Source organism: Luteibacter sp. NPDC104163, assembly GCF_055584245.1.
This window is the reverse complement of record NZ_JBVJMK010000007.1, coordinates 125,447-144,586: the sequence shown is the minus strand read 5'-3', so window position 1 is coordinate 144,586 and position 19,140 is coordinate 125,447. Positions and strand designations below refer to the sequence as shown.

Genomic DNA, 19,140 nt, shown 5'->3' with positions numbered 1-19,140 from the left:
GTTGCACCGATAATGCGGAACATGGGGAACTCCTTAGCCGTCAGCAATCGAGGTAAGCGCGAAGCTCGTTGTCCAGCTCGGCGACAAGCCAGGCAGGTTCAAGCACGCGGACGTGAGGGATCCAGGCGCGCACAACGGGCGCTATCTGGCGGACGTGGACCGGAGCGCAACGAACCATGAGCGATCCGTCGAGATTGCGCTCGATGACTTCCTGGCGGGGCAGGAGCGAGCGGGCAAGGAAGAAGCGTGCTGCGTAGGCCCCAATCGAGAGGCATACATCGAACCGTTCACTGCCGTACCAGATGTCGTCTTCGTCCGAGATGGTGTCGACGACGTGCGGATCGGCCACGAAGTGGTGCCCTTCAATGGAAAGGCCTTCAATCTTGCTGACGACATATGACCGCAGTTGGCCGCATTCGGTGGCTGCGAGGTACCAGACGCCACTTTGGTGGACCAGCCGATAGGGGTGGAGGACGCGGGTCCGCCCGTGGTAGCGAACGGTGATGACGGATCGCTCGGCCACGGCTTGGCTGAGCATCGAAAACGTGCGTCCGCCGATGGGCATGAGCTCCACCCTGCTGCCGTTCAGTTTGAAGACGTTGCTATGCGCGGCGGAGGGAACGAGGTGACCGCGGGCGAAAGCGGCGGTGGGCGAGAGACCAAGGGCATCAAGGAGCTCTCCCGTGTTGCTTCCGGTCTTCGCGGGCACGGCACTGACAAGGCGGTAGCGGCCATCGTCCATGCACTCAACCGCTGCGCCCAGTCGGTTGAGGTCGCGGTAGATGGTCCGTTCCGTCACGCCAAACTCGGCTGCCAGGCCGGCTCGGTCTACGGCCTCGCCGCCGCTCAGCCGCAGCAGGATCATGGTGAGGCGAAGTGCCAGCGTTTCGTGCGAGGCCAAACGTCCGTTCCCTACGAGGTGATGACGCGAGCCTGATGGGTCGCACTGACAGGGTGTGTCAGTGGCGGGGGCGCGAGCCGATTTTCCATTCAATGGTTATCGGCAGGTATCGAAGGTGCTTTAGCGTTCGTCGCATCCACTTCCGGCCCACCCTCTGTCAGGTGGGCTGGATCCATTTGTCCCGGCCAATATCACAGTTCTTGGCCCTATTGGATGGTGCAAGACACCCTTATGGTGAATGCTTCTTTCCGGAGGAACTGACCCATGATGACGCCATCCAAACGCTCCAGCGTGCTCGTCGCAGGCGCGACCGGAGCCATCGGCCGACGGCTGGTCCCTCAGCTTGTGGACGCCGGCTACCGCGTTGTTGGGTTAACACGCGACCCGGCCAAGGCGGACAGTCTGCTCGAGGCAGGAGCCATCCCCGTCGTCGCCGATGTCTTCGACGCCGAACGCCTGACCAGGATCATGATGGCCGCGCGTCCGGACGCCCTCATCCATCAGCTCACGGACCTGCCAGGCAACCTCGACGCGTCGCGCATGCAGGAGGGTATCGTCCGCAACGCCCGTATCCGAGCAGAGGGTACCCGCAACCTCATGGCGGCAGCCCAGGCCGCAGGCGTAACCCGCGTTATCGCCCAGAGTATTGCGTGGGCCTATGCCCCCGGCCCAGCACGGTTCTCCGAGACCGATGCGCTCGACGTAAAGGCTGAGGGCATGCGCTCGGTGAGCGTCGCCGGCGTCGTGGCGCTTGAAACGAGCGTGCTGGAGTCGGGCGGTGTTGTTTTGCGCTATGGACAGCTCTGGGGCGAGGGCACGGGCGCCGATACGCCAGAAGGCAAGGACAGGCCCCTTATGTCGATGGCGCGGTCAGCGCTGCGATCATGGCGCTCGACGTGGGCACGGCCGGCGTCTACAACATCGCCGACGACGATCGAGTGCTCGACCTGTCGAAAGCCCGCGAGATCCTCGGATGGATGCCTGGTCTGCGTGGCCATTAGGAGAAGGAATTTTGAGGAGATCTCGCGTTGTCATTGCACTTTTGGTGCTCGGCCTCGCTTACGTGAGCCACCGATGGGTGGATGTTTCAGTCTCGTACGGCTATGCCTCATCTGGGGAGGACGAAGCGCTTGCTGAGAAAAGGCGCTTTCCGCTAGGAGCAACTATCTCACGTCATGATTTCAGGTCGGAGCTTGACCGGATGACGGGCAGCATGGTCCGCTGATACCGTCGACACAGGGTATGGAAAGCAGGCTGCACCCGAAGCGGGAGCATTGCTCGGGTAGCGCGACAGGATCATCCCCATGCGTTTCCCGACCCGAACGGCCGAAAAATCGGTGGATGCCTGCGCATCAGACAGGAAGCGATGCACGCGTTCCATCAATTCCAGAGTGGGCTGCGAGTAGATGCCGCCTACTGGTCTCGGTCTGGCCGCGACCTTGCTTGTCGACGTACTCGCCACTACGCATGCCTCTGTGACGACATCTGCGGAGAACGTGGCGTCCGCTAATCAGCGGATCCAGAGTTCCAGTTCAATAGCCGCTGCGCTGTTGGACGTCAGCAAAAGCCGTTCGAGTACGACGAACTCCTCCGCCATTCGCGTGAACTAGTGGGCGGCGCGGCGGCGGCGGGGGCCATTATCTATCGGCTCCATGATCGGCCCTGACTCGGACCGGCATCAGCCCGAGTCGAAGCCGACCTAGTCGTTTCTTGAGCTTTTTCGCCTGCCGGCGTGCGATGGCAATATCGTCGATGCTCAATTGAAGTGAATAATCGCTCAGTGTCCGTTTGCCGAGTGTTTCGTAGAGCATCGCTGCTGTGTGCTTAGAGAAACCATCGACATCATCCGTGGCAACTCCATTTTTCGACGCTGCATGCCTGATGGAGGCCATGGTTACAAATGGCAGCCGTTCGATTCTCTCAACGAGAGATGCCATGCAATCGGGCGGATAAAGATATTGGCCATTCTGAAATCGTTCGAATAATTCAAGGGTAGCTGCCTTCTCGTGCTTGAATTCGATCACTGTAACTTGGGGAATGTCTTCGAAATTCACGCTGGGATGCAGCTCGAGCGTCCATGCGTGTTGTCGAGCTGGCCTAAGTCCCGGGCCGAACCCTATAGGATTGAATGCCTTCGAATAGCCTGGCCCAAGTTCGACCCAGTCCATGCGGTAAATAACGCCTTTACCTTTGTCCATGGGTTCGAATTTACGTAAGCCGGAGTTCCAGCGAGCGACTGCAAAGAATGCCGCGATCTCTACGTTCGAGGTCACATCGAGAAGATGCGTCTTTATTCCGTAATGCTGAGCAAGCGCATGGTAGTCAACATCGAATCCCCATAGGTCCGCTACCTCCTTAAAGGGATGAGAACGCAAGATGAGCTCGAGCTCGGCCACCCTTACGTGTTCGAGGACGCTAAGTGATCTCAAGTTTTGTAGGTCATCGTTGGCGTCCCTGACAAGGGATGCTTTGCAGACCGGAAATCTTTGGATCTGACCTCTGTACATGAATGACCGTTGAGCGACACGTCCGGGAAGGTTCAGAGCTTCACTCGGGACGACTCTGGTTATTCCATTCCAGGTCATGATTTGAAACTCGAGAAACCTCCCGTAGGTGACCGGTTCGTCTCGGCCCATCAGGGGGAGAGGAGGATCGTCCTCCCGCAACGCGCGTATCACTTCGAGAATGTTCATTCGAGTGGTTCCTGGAAGGTCTTGTTCCGATCTATCTGTGCGAAAGGCCGAGATGAGTCAGTGCCGGAGAAGTGTCGGACACAGCGGTCGCGGTCAAACACAGTCAGCCCCTCTTGCCTCGGATTCTATGCACGGCACTTCGTCCGCAGGAAAGTGCGATCAATATGTTGCATCGCTGATACATGTTTCAGCGAAACGTTGCCGCTTAGGGCCGTATGAGGTCGCCTTTCAATCATCCATGGTTGGCGCTTCAATAGGATGCGATGCTCTGGTATCGCACCGCCTAAGGTGGCCTGTTGCACGCCGGGGATATACACATCGTGGGCCATCCGAGCTCTTTGCCGATTTTGCCCTCAGGACGACGCCTTCTTTTTTCAATCGAAAGGTCATAGAAACGTGCGTAACTCGATGCGAACAGTAATGTTTTTGGTCTTGATTGTTTTAATTGTTGGCGCATGTTTCGCCTACGTTGTCCCCGTGCGACCACTCGAGCGACGAATTGCCGACGCCGACGTTGTCTTTACTGGGACCGTGAGAGGCGTGGCGCCTAATCCTGATCGTAACGGGTTCCTCGAGTTCGCTACGTTTGACGTAAACAACGTGTTGAAAGGTGAGCTTGGGCCATCTGCGCGCCTGGTCTCGGTGGACTCGATTCATGAGATGAGTCCGAGGTGCTGCGTTGTTGGTCATACATACCTGGTTATCGGTAAACGCACTCCGACAGAAGACCTGCTTCGTAGTGTCGACGGGCCATATGGTGTGTTTGATGTCTCGGCTGAAGCCGGTAAGGCCAATTCGTTAAACTGGCCAGGCTCCACGTCCGACAGTCGAAAGGATTGATTCATGGCCCTTCCTGACGAATATCTAGATCTGCTCAACGAGCACGGTATCGATCTTCGAGAAACCTTCTGCATTGCCGACATTGCGTTAACCCGAGAGGCAACTCTCCAGGCGATCGACATTCTGGAGGGCGCTAGCGCCGTCATCCTGGGCGGCGATGTGTACCTGATGACCGGGGCAGACCTTCGATTTGCCTTGGCAAATTGGTCGACAAATCGAAACCCCGGGGAAACGGATCAATCGCTGGTTGCCCGGTCAGTCAGCGATAGCCGCAACTACATCACGCACTTCGAAGACCCACAGGGCAGCTCAGCTTACTTCTCTCTGGTGGTTCAGAATGATTGAAGGATTGAGCTGCTACGGGCGTCGGTAAGAACCTGAGTCCATGAGGTCAGCATGAGGCGCATCACGACATCCGACGAATGGTCATATTGGAACTCGCTAGCGCGTGATGAAGCAGCTGCGCCCTTTGAGACCGTGGTTGCGAAGCACTTTCCCAAGATGGTCGCTGCTGGGTTCTCTTCTCTATTCCGTCCAGAATCGATATCCGCTGTCCGTACGTGGTCGTGGAACAACAGCCACTGTCCGGTTGCCTTTTTCTTCACTATCCCGGATGCCGGAGAGTACTTCGATGAATCAGGCACTTTCGGCGGTGTGGTTGTCACTGGCAACGATGATCCGGAGGAGATTGAGTCGGCTCTTTTCGCCATGGGTGCGAAAGGATGGCCCATTTCCATCTATGACGTAGCCCATCGCTTCATCGTCGTCCCAGAAGATGTTAGTTGGATCATAGTTGGTGATCGCGACGCAGACGTTGCGCTCTATGGGTTTCCCGATGAGGCGTCGGAGCGCGCTTTCATGCTCAGTGGACCGGACTTGGTCGTGTTCGAATCCCTTGACGACGCGGCCCGATACGCCAAGGGTTTCATGAACTACGACCTTTCGCTCCCACGCGCGGCCGAGACCGAAATCCCCGAACAGTTCAAGCGCGCGGCAGCGCTAATCCCAGTCGCTCATGCCTTGATGCTTCGCGACGGCGTTGAAGTTCTCCTGAAGTTCGATGGGCAGCGCGATAACGGAAGGTTGTACACGTTGGTTATTGGTGCGGGCAGGGGAGACCAGGCTGCGTTCCGGGCTAATGCGTCGTGTCTCGAGGAACTGCTCGGGTGCCTGCATGACGACGACGTAGAGCCCGTGCCGAGGTCAGGTGCCGATATGGCCAGTGAGCTCGCACGCCTCGATGCGTTGGCGCGCCGCGGGGACGTCATCACGTTGCGCATGGGGATACAGGAAGGCACCGCGTTCTACGAGGGGACGAGGTTGCCGGCAGACGATCCGAAGCTATCCATGGCGTTCAGGGGATCGTCGTGGAACGAGGTCGCCCACGCGATTCTCCACCATCAAAGGACGGGCCAGGCCAGATGATCCCTCCCGGACCAGCTTGTAGCCGCACACTCCAGACCAGAGAACGTCTGAGCCTCACAAATGTGAAGACCCCCGATTAAAAAGACCACGCCCCGTGCCGAAAACCTCAGAAGCGCCGGTATCCCCAGCCGGACTTCACAGGTGTTGCATGCTTGGCAAGGTGATCTGGTTCCACGAGGAGCTCCGCATGGCGCTCATCGAGCGCGCGGCGGGCTTTACCGTTGGTTCTGTCGAGGCGGGCTTTTTGACGCTCGGCGGCTACGTTGAAGGAGCCCTGGATCAGGAGGGGCCAACGGTGCTGACCGATACGGCCAATCAGACCTCGGTGGCATTCCTGGTCGAAGCACATACCGTGACCGAAGAGGAAGCCAACGAGCTTCTGGGCATCGTGCGCACCGACTCCCTGGACAGATAGCCGGCGGGTTTCGACGCTTCCCGCCATTCGCGGGACCTTGATCAACCAACGGCAACCATAAGCCATGCCGACCCTCGGATGGCTCGTCTTCGCCGCGACGCTCCTGCTGGTCACCTCGTTCCTCTCGGGGTGGATCCACCGCGGGCCCGTGACGACGTTTGCCATCTACCTCCTCGGCGGGGTCGTGGTCGGGCCGGGCGTGCTCGCGCTGACCCATTTGCCGCTCACCTCGGATCACATCCATTGGCTTCGCGTGGCGTCCGAGGCCGCCATGGTGGTCTCGCTCTTCATCACCGGGCTGAAGCTCCGGCTGCGCTTCCGCGATGGAGGGTGGCGGATGGCATTGCGCCTGGCGCTGGTGGCCATGATCCTGACCGTCGCCGGGATGGTCCTCGTGGCCATGTTCGGCCTCGGCTGGCCTTTGCCGCTCGCCTTGGCCCTGGCCGCGATCGTGAGCCCCACCGACCCGGTGCTGGCCTCGCTGGTGTCGGTGGACGACGCACGGGACGACGACGCCTTGCGGGTGGCCATCTCGGGCGAAGCGGGCATGAACGACGCCACCGCGCTGCCCATGCTGGTGCTGGCCCTGGCGCTCTTGGCGCCGGGCGCAACCTTCGCCGACGTCTGGTCCCACTGGCTGACTGTCGACGTGTTGTGGAGCCTGGCGGGCGGCGTGGTCGTCGGCTTTCTGGGTGGTTGGGGCCTAGGGCATCTGGGAACCCACCTGCGCCATGCCACGCGTGATGTGGCGCCCAGCGATTTCCTGGCCCTGGGCATCATGATCGGGGTGTACGCCCTGGCCGAAGTCATCCATGCGTCGGGCTTCCTGGCAGCCTTCGCCGCGGGTGTCGGGCTGCGGCGAGTCGAGCTTCGCGTGAGCCGGCACGTAGCGGATGAGGGGAAGGCGGATCCGGATGACCTTGCTCCGGCGGAGACCCGTGTGAATCCCAACGAGCGGGCAGGGTTTGCGATCGATCACGCTGGCCAGACCGTGGGTTGGGTCGTCTCCGACGCGCTGTCGTTCGGGGAAACCGTGGAGCGTCTGATCGCGGCGGCATTGGTGTTGGCCGTCGGTGTCGCGGCGATGCCTGCCTTGAGCTGGACCGGCGTGGCGGTCGCCTTGGCCTTGATGCTGGTGATCCGTCCGATAGCGGTGTGGCTCGCCACGATCGGTAGTCCCGTTCCCTGGCAGCGCCGGCTTCTCATCGGCTGGTTTGGCATCCGTGGCTTGGGCAGCCTGAACTACCTCGCCTTTGCCATCGGCCATGGCCTCGGTGGCGATCATCTTGGCGCGCTGGAGGGCATCGTCATCACGGTGGTGACGGTGAGCATCCTGGCGCACGGGGTGAGCGTGACACCGCTGATGCGCTGGCGGGCTAACGCGCTGGCCGCCAAACGCGACGCCGCTGCTTCGGTGGGCACGCGCGGCACGAATAGGTGAACGGATGAGCGTCCAGCGTGGACGCTAGAGGCACGTGTCACTCCTTAGGGTAAGGTTTTTCTCGAGGAGCACACCATGAGCCACGGCACGAAGAACAGCCCAGTCCTGGTCAACCCGGTCACCCGTTTTCCCGGACCGCCGTTCGATACGCCGAAGCAGTCGGCACCCGGCACCGTGCACGATCTCCAGCCGCCCGCCGACCATGGTGAAACCAGCTACCAGGGTCACGGCCGACTCGCCGGGCGGCGTGCTCTGGTTACCGGTGGCGATAGCGGCATTGGCCGCGCGGCGGCCATCGCATTCGCCCGGGAAGGCGCCAACGTCGTGATTACTTACCTGCCTGAAGAAGAGCAGGACGGAAAGGAAGTCGTTGCCCTGCTCGAAAAGGAGGGTGTGGTAGCGAAGGGGATTCCCGGCGACCTGAAGGATGAAGCGTTCTGCCGTTCGCTGGTGAAGCAGGCAAGCGAAGCAATGGGTGGGTTGGACATCCTCGCTAATGTGGCGGGTAAGCAAACCCACCAGCAAAGCATTGCGGATATCAGCACGGATCAGTTCGATGCAACGTTGAAGACGAATGTTTACGGTCTCTTCTGGCTGTGCAAAGCCGCACTCGAAATCATGCCTGCCGGCAGCACGATCGTGAACACCGCATCGATCCAGTCCTACGATCCATCGGACATCCTGTTGGACTACGCAACAACCAAGGCCGCCATCGTGGCATTCACAAAGTCGCTGGCGAAACAGGTAGCGGAGAAGGGTATTCGCGTGAATGCAGTGGCACCGGGCCCGGTGTGGACCGCACTTCAACCGTCCGGTGGGCAGCCGATGGAGAAGATCAAGAACTTCGGCGCCCAGGTACCGCTGAAGCGACCGGGGCAACCCGTGGAGTGTGCGCCGCTCTACGTGCTGCTTGCCTCGAATGAATCGAGCTTCGTGACGGGCGAGACTTACGGGGTGACTGGCGGCAATCCGTTGCCGTGATGGAGTCGAAGCATCCGGCGACGGGTGCTTTGATCGGAACAAGAACCTACGAGGCCGGCATGGGCAGCAAGAAAGGCCCGCCGGCCCTCACTCAGGCTTCTCCAACTCATCCCGCCCGATGTCTTCGATCTTCCGTTGCTCGAACGATTCAATTAACGGCCGAAGCTCGAAGTCGAAAACATCCTGTTCAATCTCCGACAGGCTGCCGGGACCCTGGTCCCTCACTTTGACCGCGACGGAATACCCGGGGTCCTCAGCCGTCAGATAGCCGCTGGCAATAGCATCCCTCAGCGACTCGGTCAGTTCGTTCCTGATGTGATCGTTCCAGCCCATCGAGCATTCCTGTGGTTCGTTTTCTGGTCGGCCGGGCCGGCGGCGAACCGGGTGAACCCACAAGGACCGGCCGCCGCCAACTCCGCCGTAATCACAGCGTCCACCTTGGTGGGTGACGCCGATGCATGCCGCCGGATCGCCCGGTTGCACGGTGGGTTCACGTCTGGAGGCGGTTAGGGCGTACCGGTCACGACACCGCTACGGCCTCGTGTTCGAAAGACTGCGGAAAGCGTGCGAATGGACTGTAGCGCCTGCCGGACGCTCTCGATTCGATAGGGGTGTTCGAATTGCCGTTACCTCAGAGAAAGTTCCCGATGATGAAATTCATGACCGTGCTGGCCAGCGTGGCAATGACTGCGTCGGGAGGGGCGTTTGCCCAGGAGACGCCCGCGCAGGACACGCCGCCGGGCACCAACATCGTAAAGACCGACGTCCTGGTGGACGTACACGTCGACAAGGCGGGCCACGCGACGGAAGCCCACGTTGTAAAGCCGTCCGGTTCGAAGGAGGCGGATGCAAAGGCTGTCGCCGCGGCGATGGCGTGGCATTTCAATCCGCCCATGGTTCGAGGGCAGCCGACGGAAGCGAACGTCAGGGTGCCCGTGGTTATTGAGTCAGAAGGGCGGCCGCACTCGTAGCCATGAACTAAATGCCCGTCCGCAAGAACCGGATGTCGTTATCTCGAGGCGGTTTGCATCATGTAACCACCCGCCCACGGAATTACGACTCCAATGAATCGCCCTCACTCCGTTATCGAACCGCACATCCTCTACCTGGGAACGCCCGTCGTACTGATCAGCACGGTCAACGAAGACGGCACGCACAACCTCGCCCCAATGTCATCGGCCTTCTGGCTTGGCTGGCGAGGCGTCCTCGGCCTGGCGGCGGATTCGCAAACCACGCATAACCTGCTTCGCACGGGCGAATGCGTGCTGAACCTGCCCTCGGTGAACGAGGTAACCGCCGTTGATCGGATCGCGCGGACCACGGGGAAGTACCCGGTTTCCGAGTTCAGGCAGGCCCTGGGTTACGTGTACGAGCCGGATAAGTTTGACCGCGCCGGCATGACCCGGGTGCCGGCTGACCTCGTCGGCGCGGCGCGGGCCCTTGAATGCCCGATCCAGTTGGAGGCGAGCGTCGCCGCAGTTCATGGTATCGGCGAAGACAGCGACGACCTGCGCGGATTCATCAAGCTGTTCGAAGTGCGCGTCCGGCGCGTACACGTCCACCCGGATTTGCTCATGGAAGGGCATGCAAACCGCATTGACCCTGACAAGTGGCAGCCGCTGATCATGAGCTTCCAGAAGTTCTATGGGCTTAGCGGGCAGGTACATCCGTCAAGGCTGGCGGAGATACCGGAGAAGGCTTATGAGGCCCTGGCTCGGGTTTGAAGGAACCTCACGCCACACGCATGCGCCGGGCACCCGGGTTCGCCTGGGTTGCCTTCGGCGGGCTGGGGGCGACAGGGCCAGGTTCCTATTCCCGTTGGATGGGAAGACAGGATAGGCTCCGCTGAGAAAGGTCTGCCGGCGTGGCTCGCATCTTTCTCTGCCATCAATGTGAAGGAGCACGCATGACCGTTGTCCGAAGACTATTAAGGACCGTGGCGCTCGTTGTGGTCAGTTGTGCGACATTCGCTTGCAGCATTTTGAATCCCCCGCCACCGAAGCCAGACGCCACCGGCGCGGTCAGGGTCAGCTGCAGCATGATGACGGGTGGCGGAAGCGATGCTATGGCGTTCTGCGATCAGCGAGCCCAGGAAGCATGTGACGGCCCGGCACTCTTGCTAGAGTCCAGTTTCGGTCCGCCACCGAGGGATCCAAAGACCGGTTTCCCGATTGCCGGCGGGTCGCAATCAGGCGTGGCGCGCTATCAATGTACGCCACGATGAAGAGCGTAACGGTTACGCCCACGCACGGTATTATTTTCGTGCTCGATCCTACAAACAAGGAAGCTGTGATTCCCGAGTACGATCATGACAGCGTCGTCAGTTACACAAGTACGTGTGCGTCGGTCGCAACTCAAGCTTCGGTTGATGGAGAGACGGAACTTTTCCTTGGGCAAGACGTGCCAGAAATGGACGATCTCATCCAGGTGGCCGTTTGCGATATCTCGTTCCCGAGCGGGCTGGTGGCGCTTATGGATTCGGGTGACGATCGATTCCTGGAACTCAGGATAGGGGACACCCGAGCCATTGTAGTGGTATGGGTTGATACGCTTAACGATCCCACTCGAGTGGTGGTCCAGATAGCGACGGGTGAGCCATCATGATTCTGCATCAGCTCGCGTACTGGCTGGATCATATCCTCGCCCCGGTGGTGATGATCGATGGACTCATCTTCTTCAAGGACGGGTCAGAGTCCGAGGCGAGCCTTCGCGAACGCATGCGTCGCCATCCTTCTGTGGAGGTCGCCCAGGCTTTCATGAACACAGTTTTCCTCGAGAGCTTTATTACGGAGATTTGCGGGGACGACTGGGCATCGGACGACCCGTCGGCGCGGGCCATCCTGGCGATCGTCCATAACGCCTGGTGTGCCAGGGTGTCATCCGACTTCCCGGGGATCGAATTCTGGATAGAAGACGTGATTGACGATGAGGTCGGGGATTTTGGCCTTTGCCTTCGATCTAAGGTGCGTGTGTAGAGACGCTCAAGAACCATGGGAAACAAAAGATGGGGTCAGGTGAAGTGACGTCACACACTGATTCAGCATCCGAAGGAATCGATTGGCTGAAGACCGCCAAGCACATCATTTCTGCCGCCGAAATCGTCGAGCGAGAAAAGGTGCTGATACTGGTCAAATTTGACGGTGAGCGAGAGAACGGAAGGATCTACACGGTCGACATCGACGGGAACGGAAACGATTCGCTGAACCTTCGTAGTGAATCGCGGGACCTTCAGGGTGCCGTCTCCAATGCGTTTCCTCTGGCCCCAGCGATTGACGAAACAGAGGCCAGGGCGTTGGGCGAGGTCCTGATGAGATGGGGCGGGTGGGCAAGGGCGGGGTATGTGCTCGGACTACAGATCTTTTGGAACGGCGAATCGGTGTTCTATTCCGTTTATGTCCTGGGTGAGCGAGGTGCATTTGAGCGCATAGGGGTAAGGGGCGGTGCCTTACTCGATGTGATGATCGAAAGCGCGCGGCAGTTTGAGGCGCGAACTTAGGGGAAAGTGGTAGCCGAGATCGCGAGTTACGGCGGATCTTCCCGGGCAGCCCTAGCTCAACCGGTTACGCGCTGGCGAAGGAAACCCTGCACAAAGAGAGCGACTTCGGATGACGCCTGCAACGGCACAAGATGCCCGATGCCCGCCAGCACATGGAACTCAACATCGCCGAGCCGAGGAAGCAATTCATTCCGGTGCGCATCGACCGGATCGACCTTGTCATCACCACCGGCAATGACGAGTACCGGCACGCGGATGTGGCGCAGCTCCCCGCTGATGTCCTCCTGGCTCATCACCAGCGGCCAACCCGCTTTCGCACCAGGAGCCCCTGCGAGGCTGTCAGCAATGACCTGCTCGTGCAGATCGGCGGGTAACGGGGCAGAAACCAGCATGTTCTCCAGGGCGCCCTCGATACTCTCGCGCGTGTCGTAGACATTCACGAAACCGGCGAGCACCTCAGGCGGGAGCGCAAGGGGCGTCGGCGTTGCCGGCGCGACCAGCACGACCCCACGCAGGCCGGCGGGATTCCGGGAGGCCAGCAATTGAGCCACTTTTCCACCCATCGAGTGGCCTACAAGGACGAAATCCGTGAGCCCCTTGTCGCTGATGAGCGCCTCGATATCGTCGGCAAGCACGCCCAATGTGTAACCGTCATCCGGCTTCTCCGACTGCCCCCAGCCGCGAAGGTCGACGGCGATCGTGTGCATGTCGTCGGGCAGGGCGGCGATAATCGGCGCCCATGTACGCGATGAACCACCGTAGTAATGGAGGAATACCAGCGTCGGGCCGCGTGTGCCTTTCTCGCGGATATGGAGGGTCGGACGGGAGGAGAGTGTGGCGGACATGGTGCACCTGCGTTCCGGGAAGGATGGACCTATCCTATGGACGAGGTGTGCTCGCGATTAGTAGCAGGATCGGACCGACAGTCGGTCAGGATCGGAGCGAATGGACTGAGGCGGAGTAGGGCGTTCAAGCACCCTTACCGCATCCTCCGCCTCGCTAGCTATTCACTGAAGCCTGTAGTGCCGCCGCAAGCCCAGCGTCACCTGAAACTACATCCTTCCACGCCAGCTCGATGCCATTGCGCTTCCCCTTCTCGACAAGCTTCAACCCATCAGGGTCGATCGTCAGCGTGTAGGCCTGCTTGCCGATGACCAGTTCACGCTTGAGGGGTTTGTCGAGGGGCGTCATGGCGTGGCTCCGGTATGGAAGAGCAGGAATGTCCAACATTTTTGCTCATTTTGGGGGTATCGGCGACGCGCTCGTCCCGGCCTAATGGCGTACAGGGTGGTCACGCTTGTCGGACGCCCCAAGGGGAACATTCGACCGACGCCAGGGGCAGGAGTGGGTGATGCGGCCAGACATGTCAGTGAACTTCAACGCGCTTCCATCGACCGGTGTACTGGTGATGCCGTCGGAGCGGACAGCCACCGTGCAGACCGGTGCCATGCTCAACCGCCTTCTCGATTCGCTGTGGTCGCGCCAGGCGCTCGACACCATCGACTACGCGGCCACCCGCGGGAAGCCCCTTCTCGTGGCCTATGGAAACGAAGACGGAAGACCTGACACGGGCTTGCTGCTCCAGCCGGTCAAAGGGTGCCACGAAGGGCTGCCTATCGCGTCGAGGCTCGCCGCGATCCTGGTGAAGCTGATCCAGCAGGGCCCGGTCTCCGCCAGCGCATCGCTCGAGGTGGCCCAGGCACTGCGCCTGGCGTCCTCGACCGTTCCACCCGAATCTTCACAGGCCGTGCCCGTGCGGACCCTCGCGCCGTGGCAGCGTGAGCAGGCCGTGGCTTTCATGGACGCGCGTCTCGCGGAGGGCTTCACCACACCGGATGTCGCCGCCCAATGCGGCATGTCATCGGGGCGCTTCTCGGTGGCGTTCCGGATGAGCTTCGGGCGCTCCATCCGCCAGTGGGTCATCCAGCGCCGTATCGAGCTCGCCCAGGAAATGCTCTTGCGGGAAGACGTCACCCTCGAGGCCGTGGCCACGGCGTGCGGCTTCGCCGGGCAGTGCCACTTCACCCGGCAGTTCTCCAGAGTCGTCGGTATCCCACCGGGTGCCTGGCGCCGGCGCAACAGCGTGGCGGCGGCTTGAGCCTTGCGCTCTGCGCGAACGGACGAGTGGATTGGTTCTGATCTAGCCACTATCTGGCGGCTTGCGCTCGTATAGTAGCCGGGTCATGTTGAGGGGAAGCACGATGGATTGGTTAAAGCGCCTCACTGGAAGAGCCCCGAAGGCCAAGCCCGAACGCACCGAAACGCCTGGTCAGGTCGGGGATCCAACAGAGATGTTGGCGGACGCACTGGTGCAGCACGGCATAGAGCTAGGCCGTACTGGCGACATCCTCTTCTTGCCAGGGGATCTTGGGCTTAGGGCTTTCATCCACGATTTGCCTTCGACGAATGAAGGCACCTTCCTCGTTTCTTTCGAACTCGTGGCCGCCAGTCCGCTCACGGCGAATAAGCCGATGTACTCCAGCATGTTCGGCCACGGTGATTCCCGCGAAAAGGCCGTGGCCAACAGCTTCGTCAAGACAATGATCGGCCCGCTCCACGTCATGCTGGAATCCTTGTCCAACCACGTGTGCGACCCACCCCAGGCCCTGCTGGAAACCTGGACATCGGCGATGGCGAGCTGGAACGTCTTCGAAGGGCAGGTGATCACCGAGGAGTCGGAAGGATCAACGCATTCGCTCACGAGGATCTACAGGGAATACGGTTGGCCCGCCCTCCGCCGGATGTTCGAAGCGACGCAAAGCCGCGGGCCCCACGCCATTAGCGTCACGCTGGTCAGCTTCAACGGAGGGGTAAGTGGCATCGATATCCTGCTGGATAACGAGCCGTGGATAGAAGCTGTCGAGCACTTTCGTACACTACCGTGGCAGTCAGGGCCGGGCTATGAATCCGCCCGGCATTTCGCCATCGCACTGGAAAAGGCCTCGACGGCGTGAGTGCGACGGCAAAACGGAGCGGGAGGAACTCATGAATCGCGACGCGACCATCGTTCTGCGCCTGCTCAGGACCGATGAGGGCGGCCGGAAAGGACCGATCCTGCAGGGCATTCTCCGCGGAATGATGACGTTCGATGGCACCCAGTGCCATGATTTCCGCGCCAGGATTGACGAGGATTTTTATCCCGGGGAGGCGCGGGAGTTTGACGTCGCCTTTCTCTGCCCCGACCTTGTTGCTCCAAAAATAGTCGTCGGCACGCCATTCGTTCTGATGGAAGGCCGTCCATCGGGCACGGTCACATGCTCGCGTGCATGATCTGACCCCCGCCACATACCATTGGCCGATACCCAGCCACCGGCGCCAGGCGTACCGTAGTGGTTCCACTGGGAGGCTTGCCATGGTCACGTTCTCCGTGCGGTGCACCGATCAATCCGCCAGCGATTGCCTGAAAACCGTCGATGTCGACATCGGGGTTCCCGAGCTCACGCCGGCGCAGCTTTCGGAGATCTTCAAGGGCGCACCGCTGCGGCCCCCAGCAAAAGAGCCGGAGGCCGCGAAGCTCATGGTCGATTCGACTTTCTTTGTAGCAGTCAGTCTTGACGACACGGTATGTGAAGCATGCTCAAGGGATCGATCTTCGGAAATCCCCGACCTCGACTAACCCTTCACCCCAGGCGCCACGACGGTCTCAACCCGCCCGGTGGTCACGTCATAAACAAGCCCGGAAATCGCAAACCCCGCCGGAATCGCCGGGTTGGCGCGCAACGCCTCGACATCAAGCGCGACCGCTTCATACGGATTGGTAATCGCGAGCGTGTCGAGCTCCGCCTCCGGTGGGCGTGTCACGAGGAAGTGCTGCGTGGCGATCTGGTGGCGCTCCTACCAGAGTGGTCGATGGCAGCCTTGCCGGTGCATGCGTACTTTCCGCTGGGGCGAGCGACGAGGCTTGCGGCGCGGGCGTTTGTTGAGTTCATCACCGAAGCGCTGGATGCTGACAAGCCCTAACCAGCGGAGCTACAACCGAACAAACGGCTGCAACGCCCGGGCCATCCACCCCGAGAACCTTAGCGGCGCATCGGTCGCCGCCACGCAGATGCAAGGCACCCCAGGTGCCGTTACCGGCTGGTGCTCCGTCTCACCATCCAGATCCGCGATATCGCCGGAAGCGAAATGCCCCAGCGTGTCGTCGTAGGCACCGCGGAGGATCATGGTCAGCTCGCTGCCACCATGCGTATGCATGGGCAGGCTGCGGCCGGGGGCGACGCGCAACAGCATCAGGTGATGTTCCGTCGCGCCTTCCGCGCGGATGTGGTGGATGCCGGGCCCGATCCACTTCCACGACAGCTTGCGGTATGAGCGGCCGAAGTAAGGCCACAACGGCGACGGCAGCAGGTCCGGATCGTGGCCCGCGGTCGGCTCGTGCGGCTCGCGCGCGGCAACAGGCGCTTCAACGTGCAGCTTCGCCATGAGCCGCTCAGCGGCACCGGGACTGAGTGGAAGGCCTTCCTGCTGGCTCAGCAGCTGCCCGCCGATGGCGTCGGTTTCCCGCAGACGTTCGCGGCAGGTGCGGCAGATGCTCAGGTGCGCGGAAACGACCGCCGAGAACGCGCTCGACAACGCGCCTGACGAATACGCCATGAGGGTCGTGATGTCGGGATGGTGATGCGGCTTCATGGTGCTTTTCTCAGTGCCGCCTGCAGCTTGGCGAAGGCGCGGCGCAGGTTCGACTTGACCGTACCCAGCGGTTGCCCGAGTTCCCGGGCAATGTCGCTGTGGCTCCGTGCCTCGAAATACGACATCCGGATCATGCGGGCCTGCTGCGGGGGCAGGTCGTCGATCGCGTGGTCCAGGCCGATGCCGTCGGCGAACGATTCCGCACTGGTGGCGCCATCCTCGGAGGGCAGGTCGTCCAGCTGCTCCAGGATGTCCTGGGTATCCAGCCAGTGCGGTTCGCCGCGCACGCTGTCGATGTAGAGGTTCCGCGCGATGCGGAACAGCCACGTGGAGACGTTCGCGCGCAGTGGATCGAACTGACCGGCCCGGCGCCACACGCGGAGCATCGCTTCCTGGACCAGTTCCTCGGCCTGCGAGGGGGCCGCACCCAGGCCGACCAGGTAGCGCTGGAGGCGCGGCCCGAAATGCGCGAAGACGTGCATGAACGCGTCGACATCGTGCCGCGTGGCGACCGCAGCCATCTGCGTGGCCCAATAGACCGGGTTATCGGTGTCCGGGGACGCTGGGCGTGACACGCGCCTTGCCACCTCGAGGGGAGTGATGTCTGGGGAGGGCGGATTGGGTCGGATCATAGCGGATCAGCGGAGCCCACAGGTCAACGGGTACGGTCTTGTTACCGCTTATACGAGCGGCAGGCCGGTTCTGGATGCATGGGGCTTAGCGGGCCGTGGGTTCGGGCCACTGCTGGGGTACCTTGCGCAACGCATGCATGTCGTAGCCCATGGCGGCCACGCGACCGGCCAGGGCGGTGTAGTCGGATTCCGGGATGGTCGGCGTGCGGGCCATGATCCACACGTAATCGTGCTTATCGCGCGCGACGATGACGCTTTGATAATCCGGATCGATCCATGAGATGACGTACTGGGCCTTGATCGGCCAGACGAACTGCATGCCCCATTCCGCGTTCCGGGTTTCAGCGTGCGGAAAGCCCTTCGCATGGATGGTCTTCAGCTCACCCGCCGCATCGCCCTTGCGGTAGCGGAACGTCGTCTCGACCGTCCCGTCCGGCGTCAACCGGTACGATTCGACGGCGTTGGCAGCATCCTTTTCCGGCCGGCTGGGAATGGACGCGATGACATACCAGTTGCCCATGTAGCGGGCGACATCGACCTGGTCCACCCGCGGCACCCTGGGCTGTGACGCCGAACAGGCGGCCAGCGGGAGGATGGCGAGCGCGGTGCGTGCCAGGCGTGCGGTGAGGGTGGTCATGGCGGCGCTCCTCGGGACTCAGCGATTCGGGACGAACCGGTAGTGGGCGACCATCCATTCCTGGCCGCGGGCGTACCCGAACAGTTCGGCGCAGGACATCCAGAAGATGCGCCACCGGTGGAACCACAGCTCGGCCAGAGCCCTCGTCCCATAGGCATCGAACAGCACCTGCATCACCGCATCACGATGCTGGTCCTGGCGGGCGAGCCACGCATTCGCCGTGCGTTCGTAGTGGGTGCCATCCACGAGCCATTGCTGGTCGATGCGCAGGTCGCGCTGGAACCAAAGCAGCGTATCGGTGGCGGGCATCATGCCGCCGGTGAAGAAATGCCGACCCATCCAGTTGTCCTCGCCCTCCGTGTCGAACAGATAGGCCGAGCGGCGGTGGGCGAAGATGTGGACGAACAGGCTGCCGGACGGCTTCAGCCAGCCCGCGATGCGTTTCATCAGCGCCTGGTGATTGCGGATGTGCTCGAACATTTCGACCGAGACGCAGCGGTCGAACGCGGCGTCCGGGAGTCTGAGCGCGTTAATGTCGCAGGTCAGGACGCGAACGTTGGTGAGCCCGCGCCGCAACGCTTCCGACTCGATATGGACGCGCTGCGAGCGCGAGTTAGATACCGCGGTGATCGATGCGTTGGGATAGCGCTCCGCCATCCACAGCGTAAGCGAGCCCCAGCCGCAGCCGAGCTCGAGGATCTGCTGTCCATCGGCCAGTTCCGCGCGCTCGGCGTACAGCTCGAGCATGGCCTCTTCGGCCTGATCGAGCGTCTCCGTGCCTACCAGGAAGTAGCACGACGAATACTTCAGCCGTGCACCGAGGCAATGCTGGAAGAATGCGGTGGGCACTTCGTAATGCTGCGCGTTGGCCTCGTCGGTATGGATGGCCACTGGTGCATGGGCCAATGCGCGGAGGAGGGAGCGGTGGCGCTCCTGCTCGGCTTCCGCGCCACCTGCCTGGCAAGCGCTGAGGCGTTGTGCGCAGAGCCGCCGGATGCCGAGGCGGACGAGCGCGTCGGGCAGGAGGCCCCGCTCGGCCATGCCGAGCAG

The 19,140-nt window shown here is 61.4% G+C and carries 25 protein-coding genes; 16 read left to right on the top strand and 9 right to left on the bottom strand.

From position 1 onward, the window contains the following. Nucleotides 1–40 precede the first annotated feature (40 nt). A complete protein-coding gene (locus ACZ6YI_RS10915) occupies nucleotides 41–901 on the bottom strand; it encodes a helix-turn-helix transcriptional regulator (RefSeq protein ID WP_465778660.1) in 861 nt (286 codons plus the stop codon). Nucleotides 902–1,165: 264 nt separating this feature from the next. Between ACZ6YI_RS10915 and ACZ6YI_RS10910 the strand changes: the two genes are divergently transcribed. Further along, complete coding sequence (locus ACZ6YI_RS10910) at nucleotides 1,166–2,038, top strand: NAD-dependent epimerase/dehydratase family protein (RefSeq protein WP_465778659.1); 873 nt, start codon at nucleotides 1,166–1,168, stop codon at nucleotides 2,036–2,038. A 500-nt stretch (nucleotides 2,039–2,538) separates the two neighbouring features. Here the strand turns inward: ACZ6YI_RS10910 and ACZ6YI_RS10905 are convergent, their stop codons facing one another. Then, nucleotides 2,539–3,594, bottom strand: coding sequence for an FRG domain-containing protein (locus ACZ6YI_RS10905; protein ID WP_465778658.1), 1,056 nt, complete (start codon nucleotides 3,592–3,594; stop codon nucleotides 2,539–2,541). A gap of 843 nt (nucleotides 3,595–4,437) precedes the next feature. Here ACZ6YI_RS10905 and imm40 point away from each other — a divergent pair. The 5 genes from imm40 (at nucleotide 4,438) to ACZ6YI_RS10880 (ending at nucleotide 8,696) form a co-directional block, all read left to right on the top strand. Next, a complete protein-coding gene (gene imm40 / locus ACZ6YI_RS10900) occupies nucleotides 4,438–4,779 on the top strand; it encodes an Imm40 family immunity protein (protein ID WP_465778657.1) in 342 nt (113 codons plus the stop codon). Nucleotides 4,780–4,830: 51 nt separating this feature from the next. After that, the gene (locus ACZ6YI_RS10895) at nucleotides 4,831–5,859 is read left to right on the top strand and encodes a hypothetical protein (protein ID WP_465778656.1); all 1,029 of its coding nucleotides are present in this window, start codon (nucleotides 4,831–4,833) and stop codon (nucleotides 5,857–5,859) included. 148 nt (nucleotides 5,860–6,007) lie between these two features. Next, on the top strand, nucleotides 6,008–6,274 hold the full coding sequence (locus tag ACZ6YI_RS10890) for a hypothetical protein (protein WP_465778655.1): 267 nt from the start codon (nucleotides 6,008–6,010) through the stop codon (nucleotides 6,272–6,274). A 64-nt stretch (nucleotides 6,275–6,338) separates the two neighbouring features. Beyond that, entirely contained in the window at nucleotides 6,339–7,715 is a 1,377-nt protein-coding gene (locus tag ACZ6YI_RS10885; RefSeq protein WP_465778654.1) for a cation:proton antiporter domain-containing protein, read from the top strand. Nucleotides 7,716–7,790: 75 nt separating this feature from the next. After that, nucleotides 7,791–8,696, top strand: a complete 906-nt coding sequence (locus tag ACZ6YI_RS10880; protein ID WP_440328999.1) for an SDR family oxidoreductase — start codon at nucleotides 7,791–7,793, stop codon at nucleotides 8,694–8,696. A gap of 87 nt (nucleotides 8,697–8,783) precedes the next feature. Here ACZ6YI_RS10880 and ACZ6YI_RS10875 read toward each other — a convergent pair whose 3' ends face one another. Further along, on the bottom strand, nucleotides 8,784–9,029 hold the full coding sequence (locus ACZ6YI_RS10875) for a hypothetical protein (RefSeq protein WP_465778653.1): 246 nt from the start codon (nucleotides 9,027–9,029) through the stop codon (nucleotides 8,784–8,786). A gap of 317 nt (nucleotides 9,030–9,346) precedes the next feature. Between ACZ6YI_RS10875 and ACZ6YI_RS10870 the strand changes: the two genes are divergently transcribed. From ACZ6YI_RS10870 to ACZ6YI_RS10850, 5 genes are all read left to right on the top strand, one after another. After that, nucleotides 9,347–9,667, top strand: a complete 321-nt coding sequence (locus ACZ6YI_RS10870) for a TonB family protein (RefSeq protein ID WP_465778652.1) — start codon at nucleotides 9,347–9,349, stop codon at nucleotides 9,665–9,667. A 93-nt stretch (nucleotides 9,668–9,760) separates the two neighbouring features. Beyond that, nucleotides 9,761–10,420, top strand: a complete 660-nt coding sequence (locus ACZ6YI_RS10865) for a flavin reductase family protein (RefSeq protein WP_440329002.1) — start codon at nucleotides 9,761–9,763, stop codon at nucleotides 10,418–10,420. Nucleotides 10,421–10,916: 496 nt separating this feature from the next. Continuing rightward, complete coding sequence (locus tag ACZ6YI_RS10860; RefSeq protein ID WP_465778651.1) at nucleotides 10,917–11,300, top strand: hypothetical protein; 384 nt, start codon at nucleotides 10,917–10,919, stop codon at nucleotides 11,298–11,300. Then, on the top strand, nucleotides 11,297–11,671 hold the full coding sequence (locus ACZ6YI_RS10855) for a hypothetical protein (protein WP_465778650.1): 375 nt from the start codon (nucleotides 11,297–11,299) through the stop codon (nucleotides 11,669–11,671). Before ACZ6YI_RS10860 ends, ACZ6YI_RS10855 begins: the two co-directional genes overlap by 4 nt. Before the next feature lie 29 nt (nucleotides 11,672–11,700). Next, complete coding sequence (locus ACZ6YI_RS10850; protein ID WP_465778649.1) at nucleotides 11,701–12,192, top strand: hypothetical protein; 492 nt, start codon at nucleotides 11,701–11,703, stop codon at nucleotides 12,190–12,192. Nucleotides 12,193–12,248: 56 nt separating this feature from the next. Here ACZ6YI_RS10850 and ACZ6YI_RS10845 read toward each other — a convergent pair whose 3' ends face one another. Then, on the bottom strand, nucleotides 12,249–13,037 hold the full coding sequence (locus ACZ6YI_RS10845) for an alpha/beta fold hydrolase (protein ID WP_465778648.1): 789 nt from the start codon (nucleotides 13,035–13,037) through the stop codon (nucleotides 12,249–12,251). Nucleotides 13,038–13,191: 154 nt separating this feature from the next. Further along, entirely contained in the window at nucleotides 13,192–13,383 is a 192-nt protein-coding gene (locus ACZ6YI_RS10840) for a hypothetical protein (RefSeq protein ID WP_465778647.1), read from the bottom strand. Between the two features lie 160 nt (nucleotides 13,384–13,543). Between ACZ6YI_RS10840 and ACZ6YI_RS10835 the strand changes: the two genes are divergently transcribed. From ACZ6YI_RS10835 to ACZ6YI_RS10815, 5 genes are all read left to right on the top strand, one after another. Further along, on the top strand, nucleotides 13,544–14,290 hold the full coding sequence (locus ACZ6YI_RS10835) for a helix-turn-helix domain-containing protein (RefSeq protein WP_465778646.1): 747 nt from the start codon (nucleotides 13,544–13,546) through the stop codon (nucleotides 14,288–14,290). Nucleotides 14,291–14,393: 103 nt separating this feature from the next. After that, nucleotides 14,394–15,146 carry a DUF6348 family protein gene (locus ACZ6YI_RS10830; protein ID WP_465778645.1) on the top strand — a complete coding sequence of 251 codons (753 nt, stop codon included), beginning with the start codon at nucleotides 14,394–14,396 and terminating at the stop codon, nucleotides 15,144–15,146. Nucleotides 15,147–15,177: 31 nt separating this feature from the next. Further along, complete coding sequence (locus ACZ6YI_RS10825) at nucleotides 15,178–15,462, top strand: hypothetical protein (protein WP_465778644.1); 285 nt, start codon at nucleotides 15,178–15,180, stop codon at nucleotides 15,460–15,462. An 82-nt stretch (nucleotides 15,463–15,544) separates the two neighbouring features. Next, complete coding sequence (locus tag ACZ6YI_RS10820; RefSeq protein ID WP_465778643.1) at nucleotides 15,545–15,808, top strand: hypothetical protein; 264 nt, start codon at nucleotides 15,545–15,547, stop codon at nucleotides 15,806–15,808. Continuing rightward, nucleotides 15,766–16,152 (top strand): hypothetical protein, encoded by a 387-nt coding sequence (locus ACZ6YI_RS10815; protein ID WP_465778642.1) that lies wholly within the window; start codon nucleotides 15,766–15,768, stop codon nucleotides 16,150–16,152. Before ACZ6YI_RS10820 ends, ACZ6YI_RS10815 begins: the two co-directional genes overlap by 43 nt. A gap of 9 nt (nucleotides 16,153–16,161) precedes the next feature. Here the strand turns inward: ACZ6YI_RS10815 and ACZ6YI_RS10810 are convergent, their stop codons facing one another. From ACZ6YI_RS10810 to ACZ6YI_RS10795, 4 genes are all read right to left on the bottom strand, one after another. Next, entirely contained in the window at nucleotides 16,162–16,821 is a 660-nt protein-coding gene (locus ACZ6YI_RS10810) for a ChrR family anti-sigma-E factor (protein WP_465778641.1), read from the bottom strand. After that, nucleotides 16,818–17,396: a sigma-70 family RNA polymerase sigma factor gene (locus ACZ6YI_RS10805; protein ID WP_465778640.1), complete on the bottom strand. Its 579-nt coding sequence runs from the start codon at nucleotides 17,394–17,396 to the stop codon at nucleotides 16,818–16,820. The genes ACZ6YI_RS10810 and ACZ6YI_RS10805 overlap by 4 nt, the downstream gene beginning before the upstream one ends. Nucleotides 17,397–17,538: 142 nt before the next feature. After that, a complete protein-coding gene (locus ACZ6YI_RS10800) occupies nucleotides 17,539–18,090 on the bottom strand; it encodes a lipocalin family protein (protein WP_465778639.1) in 552 nt (183 codons plus the stop codon). Between the two features lie 18 nt (nucleotides 18,091–18,108). Then, nucleotides 18,109–19,131: an SAM-dependent methyltransferase gene (locus tag ACZ6YI_RS10795; RefSeq protein ID WP_465778786.1), complete on the bottom strand. Its 1,023-nt coding sequence runs from the start codon at nucleotides 19,129–19,131 to the stop codon at nucleotides 18,109–18,111. Nucleotides 19,132–19,140: the final 9 nt, after the last annotated feature.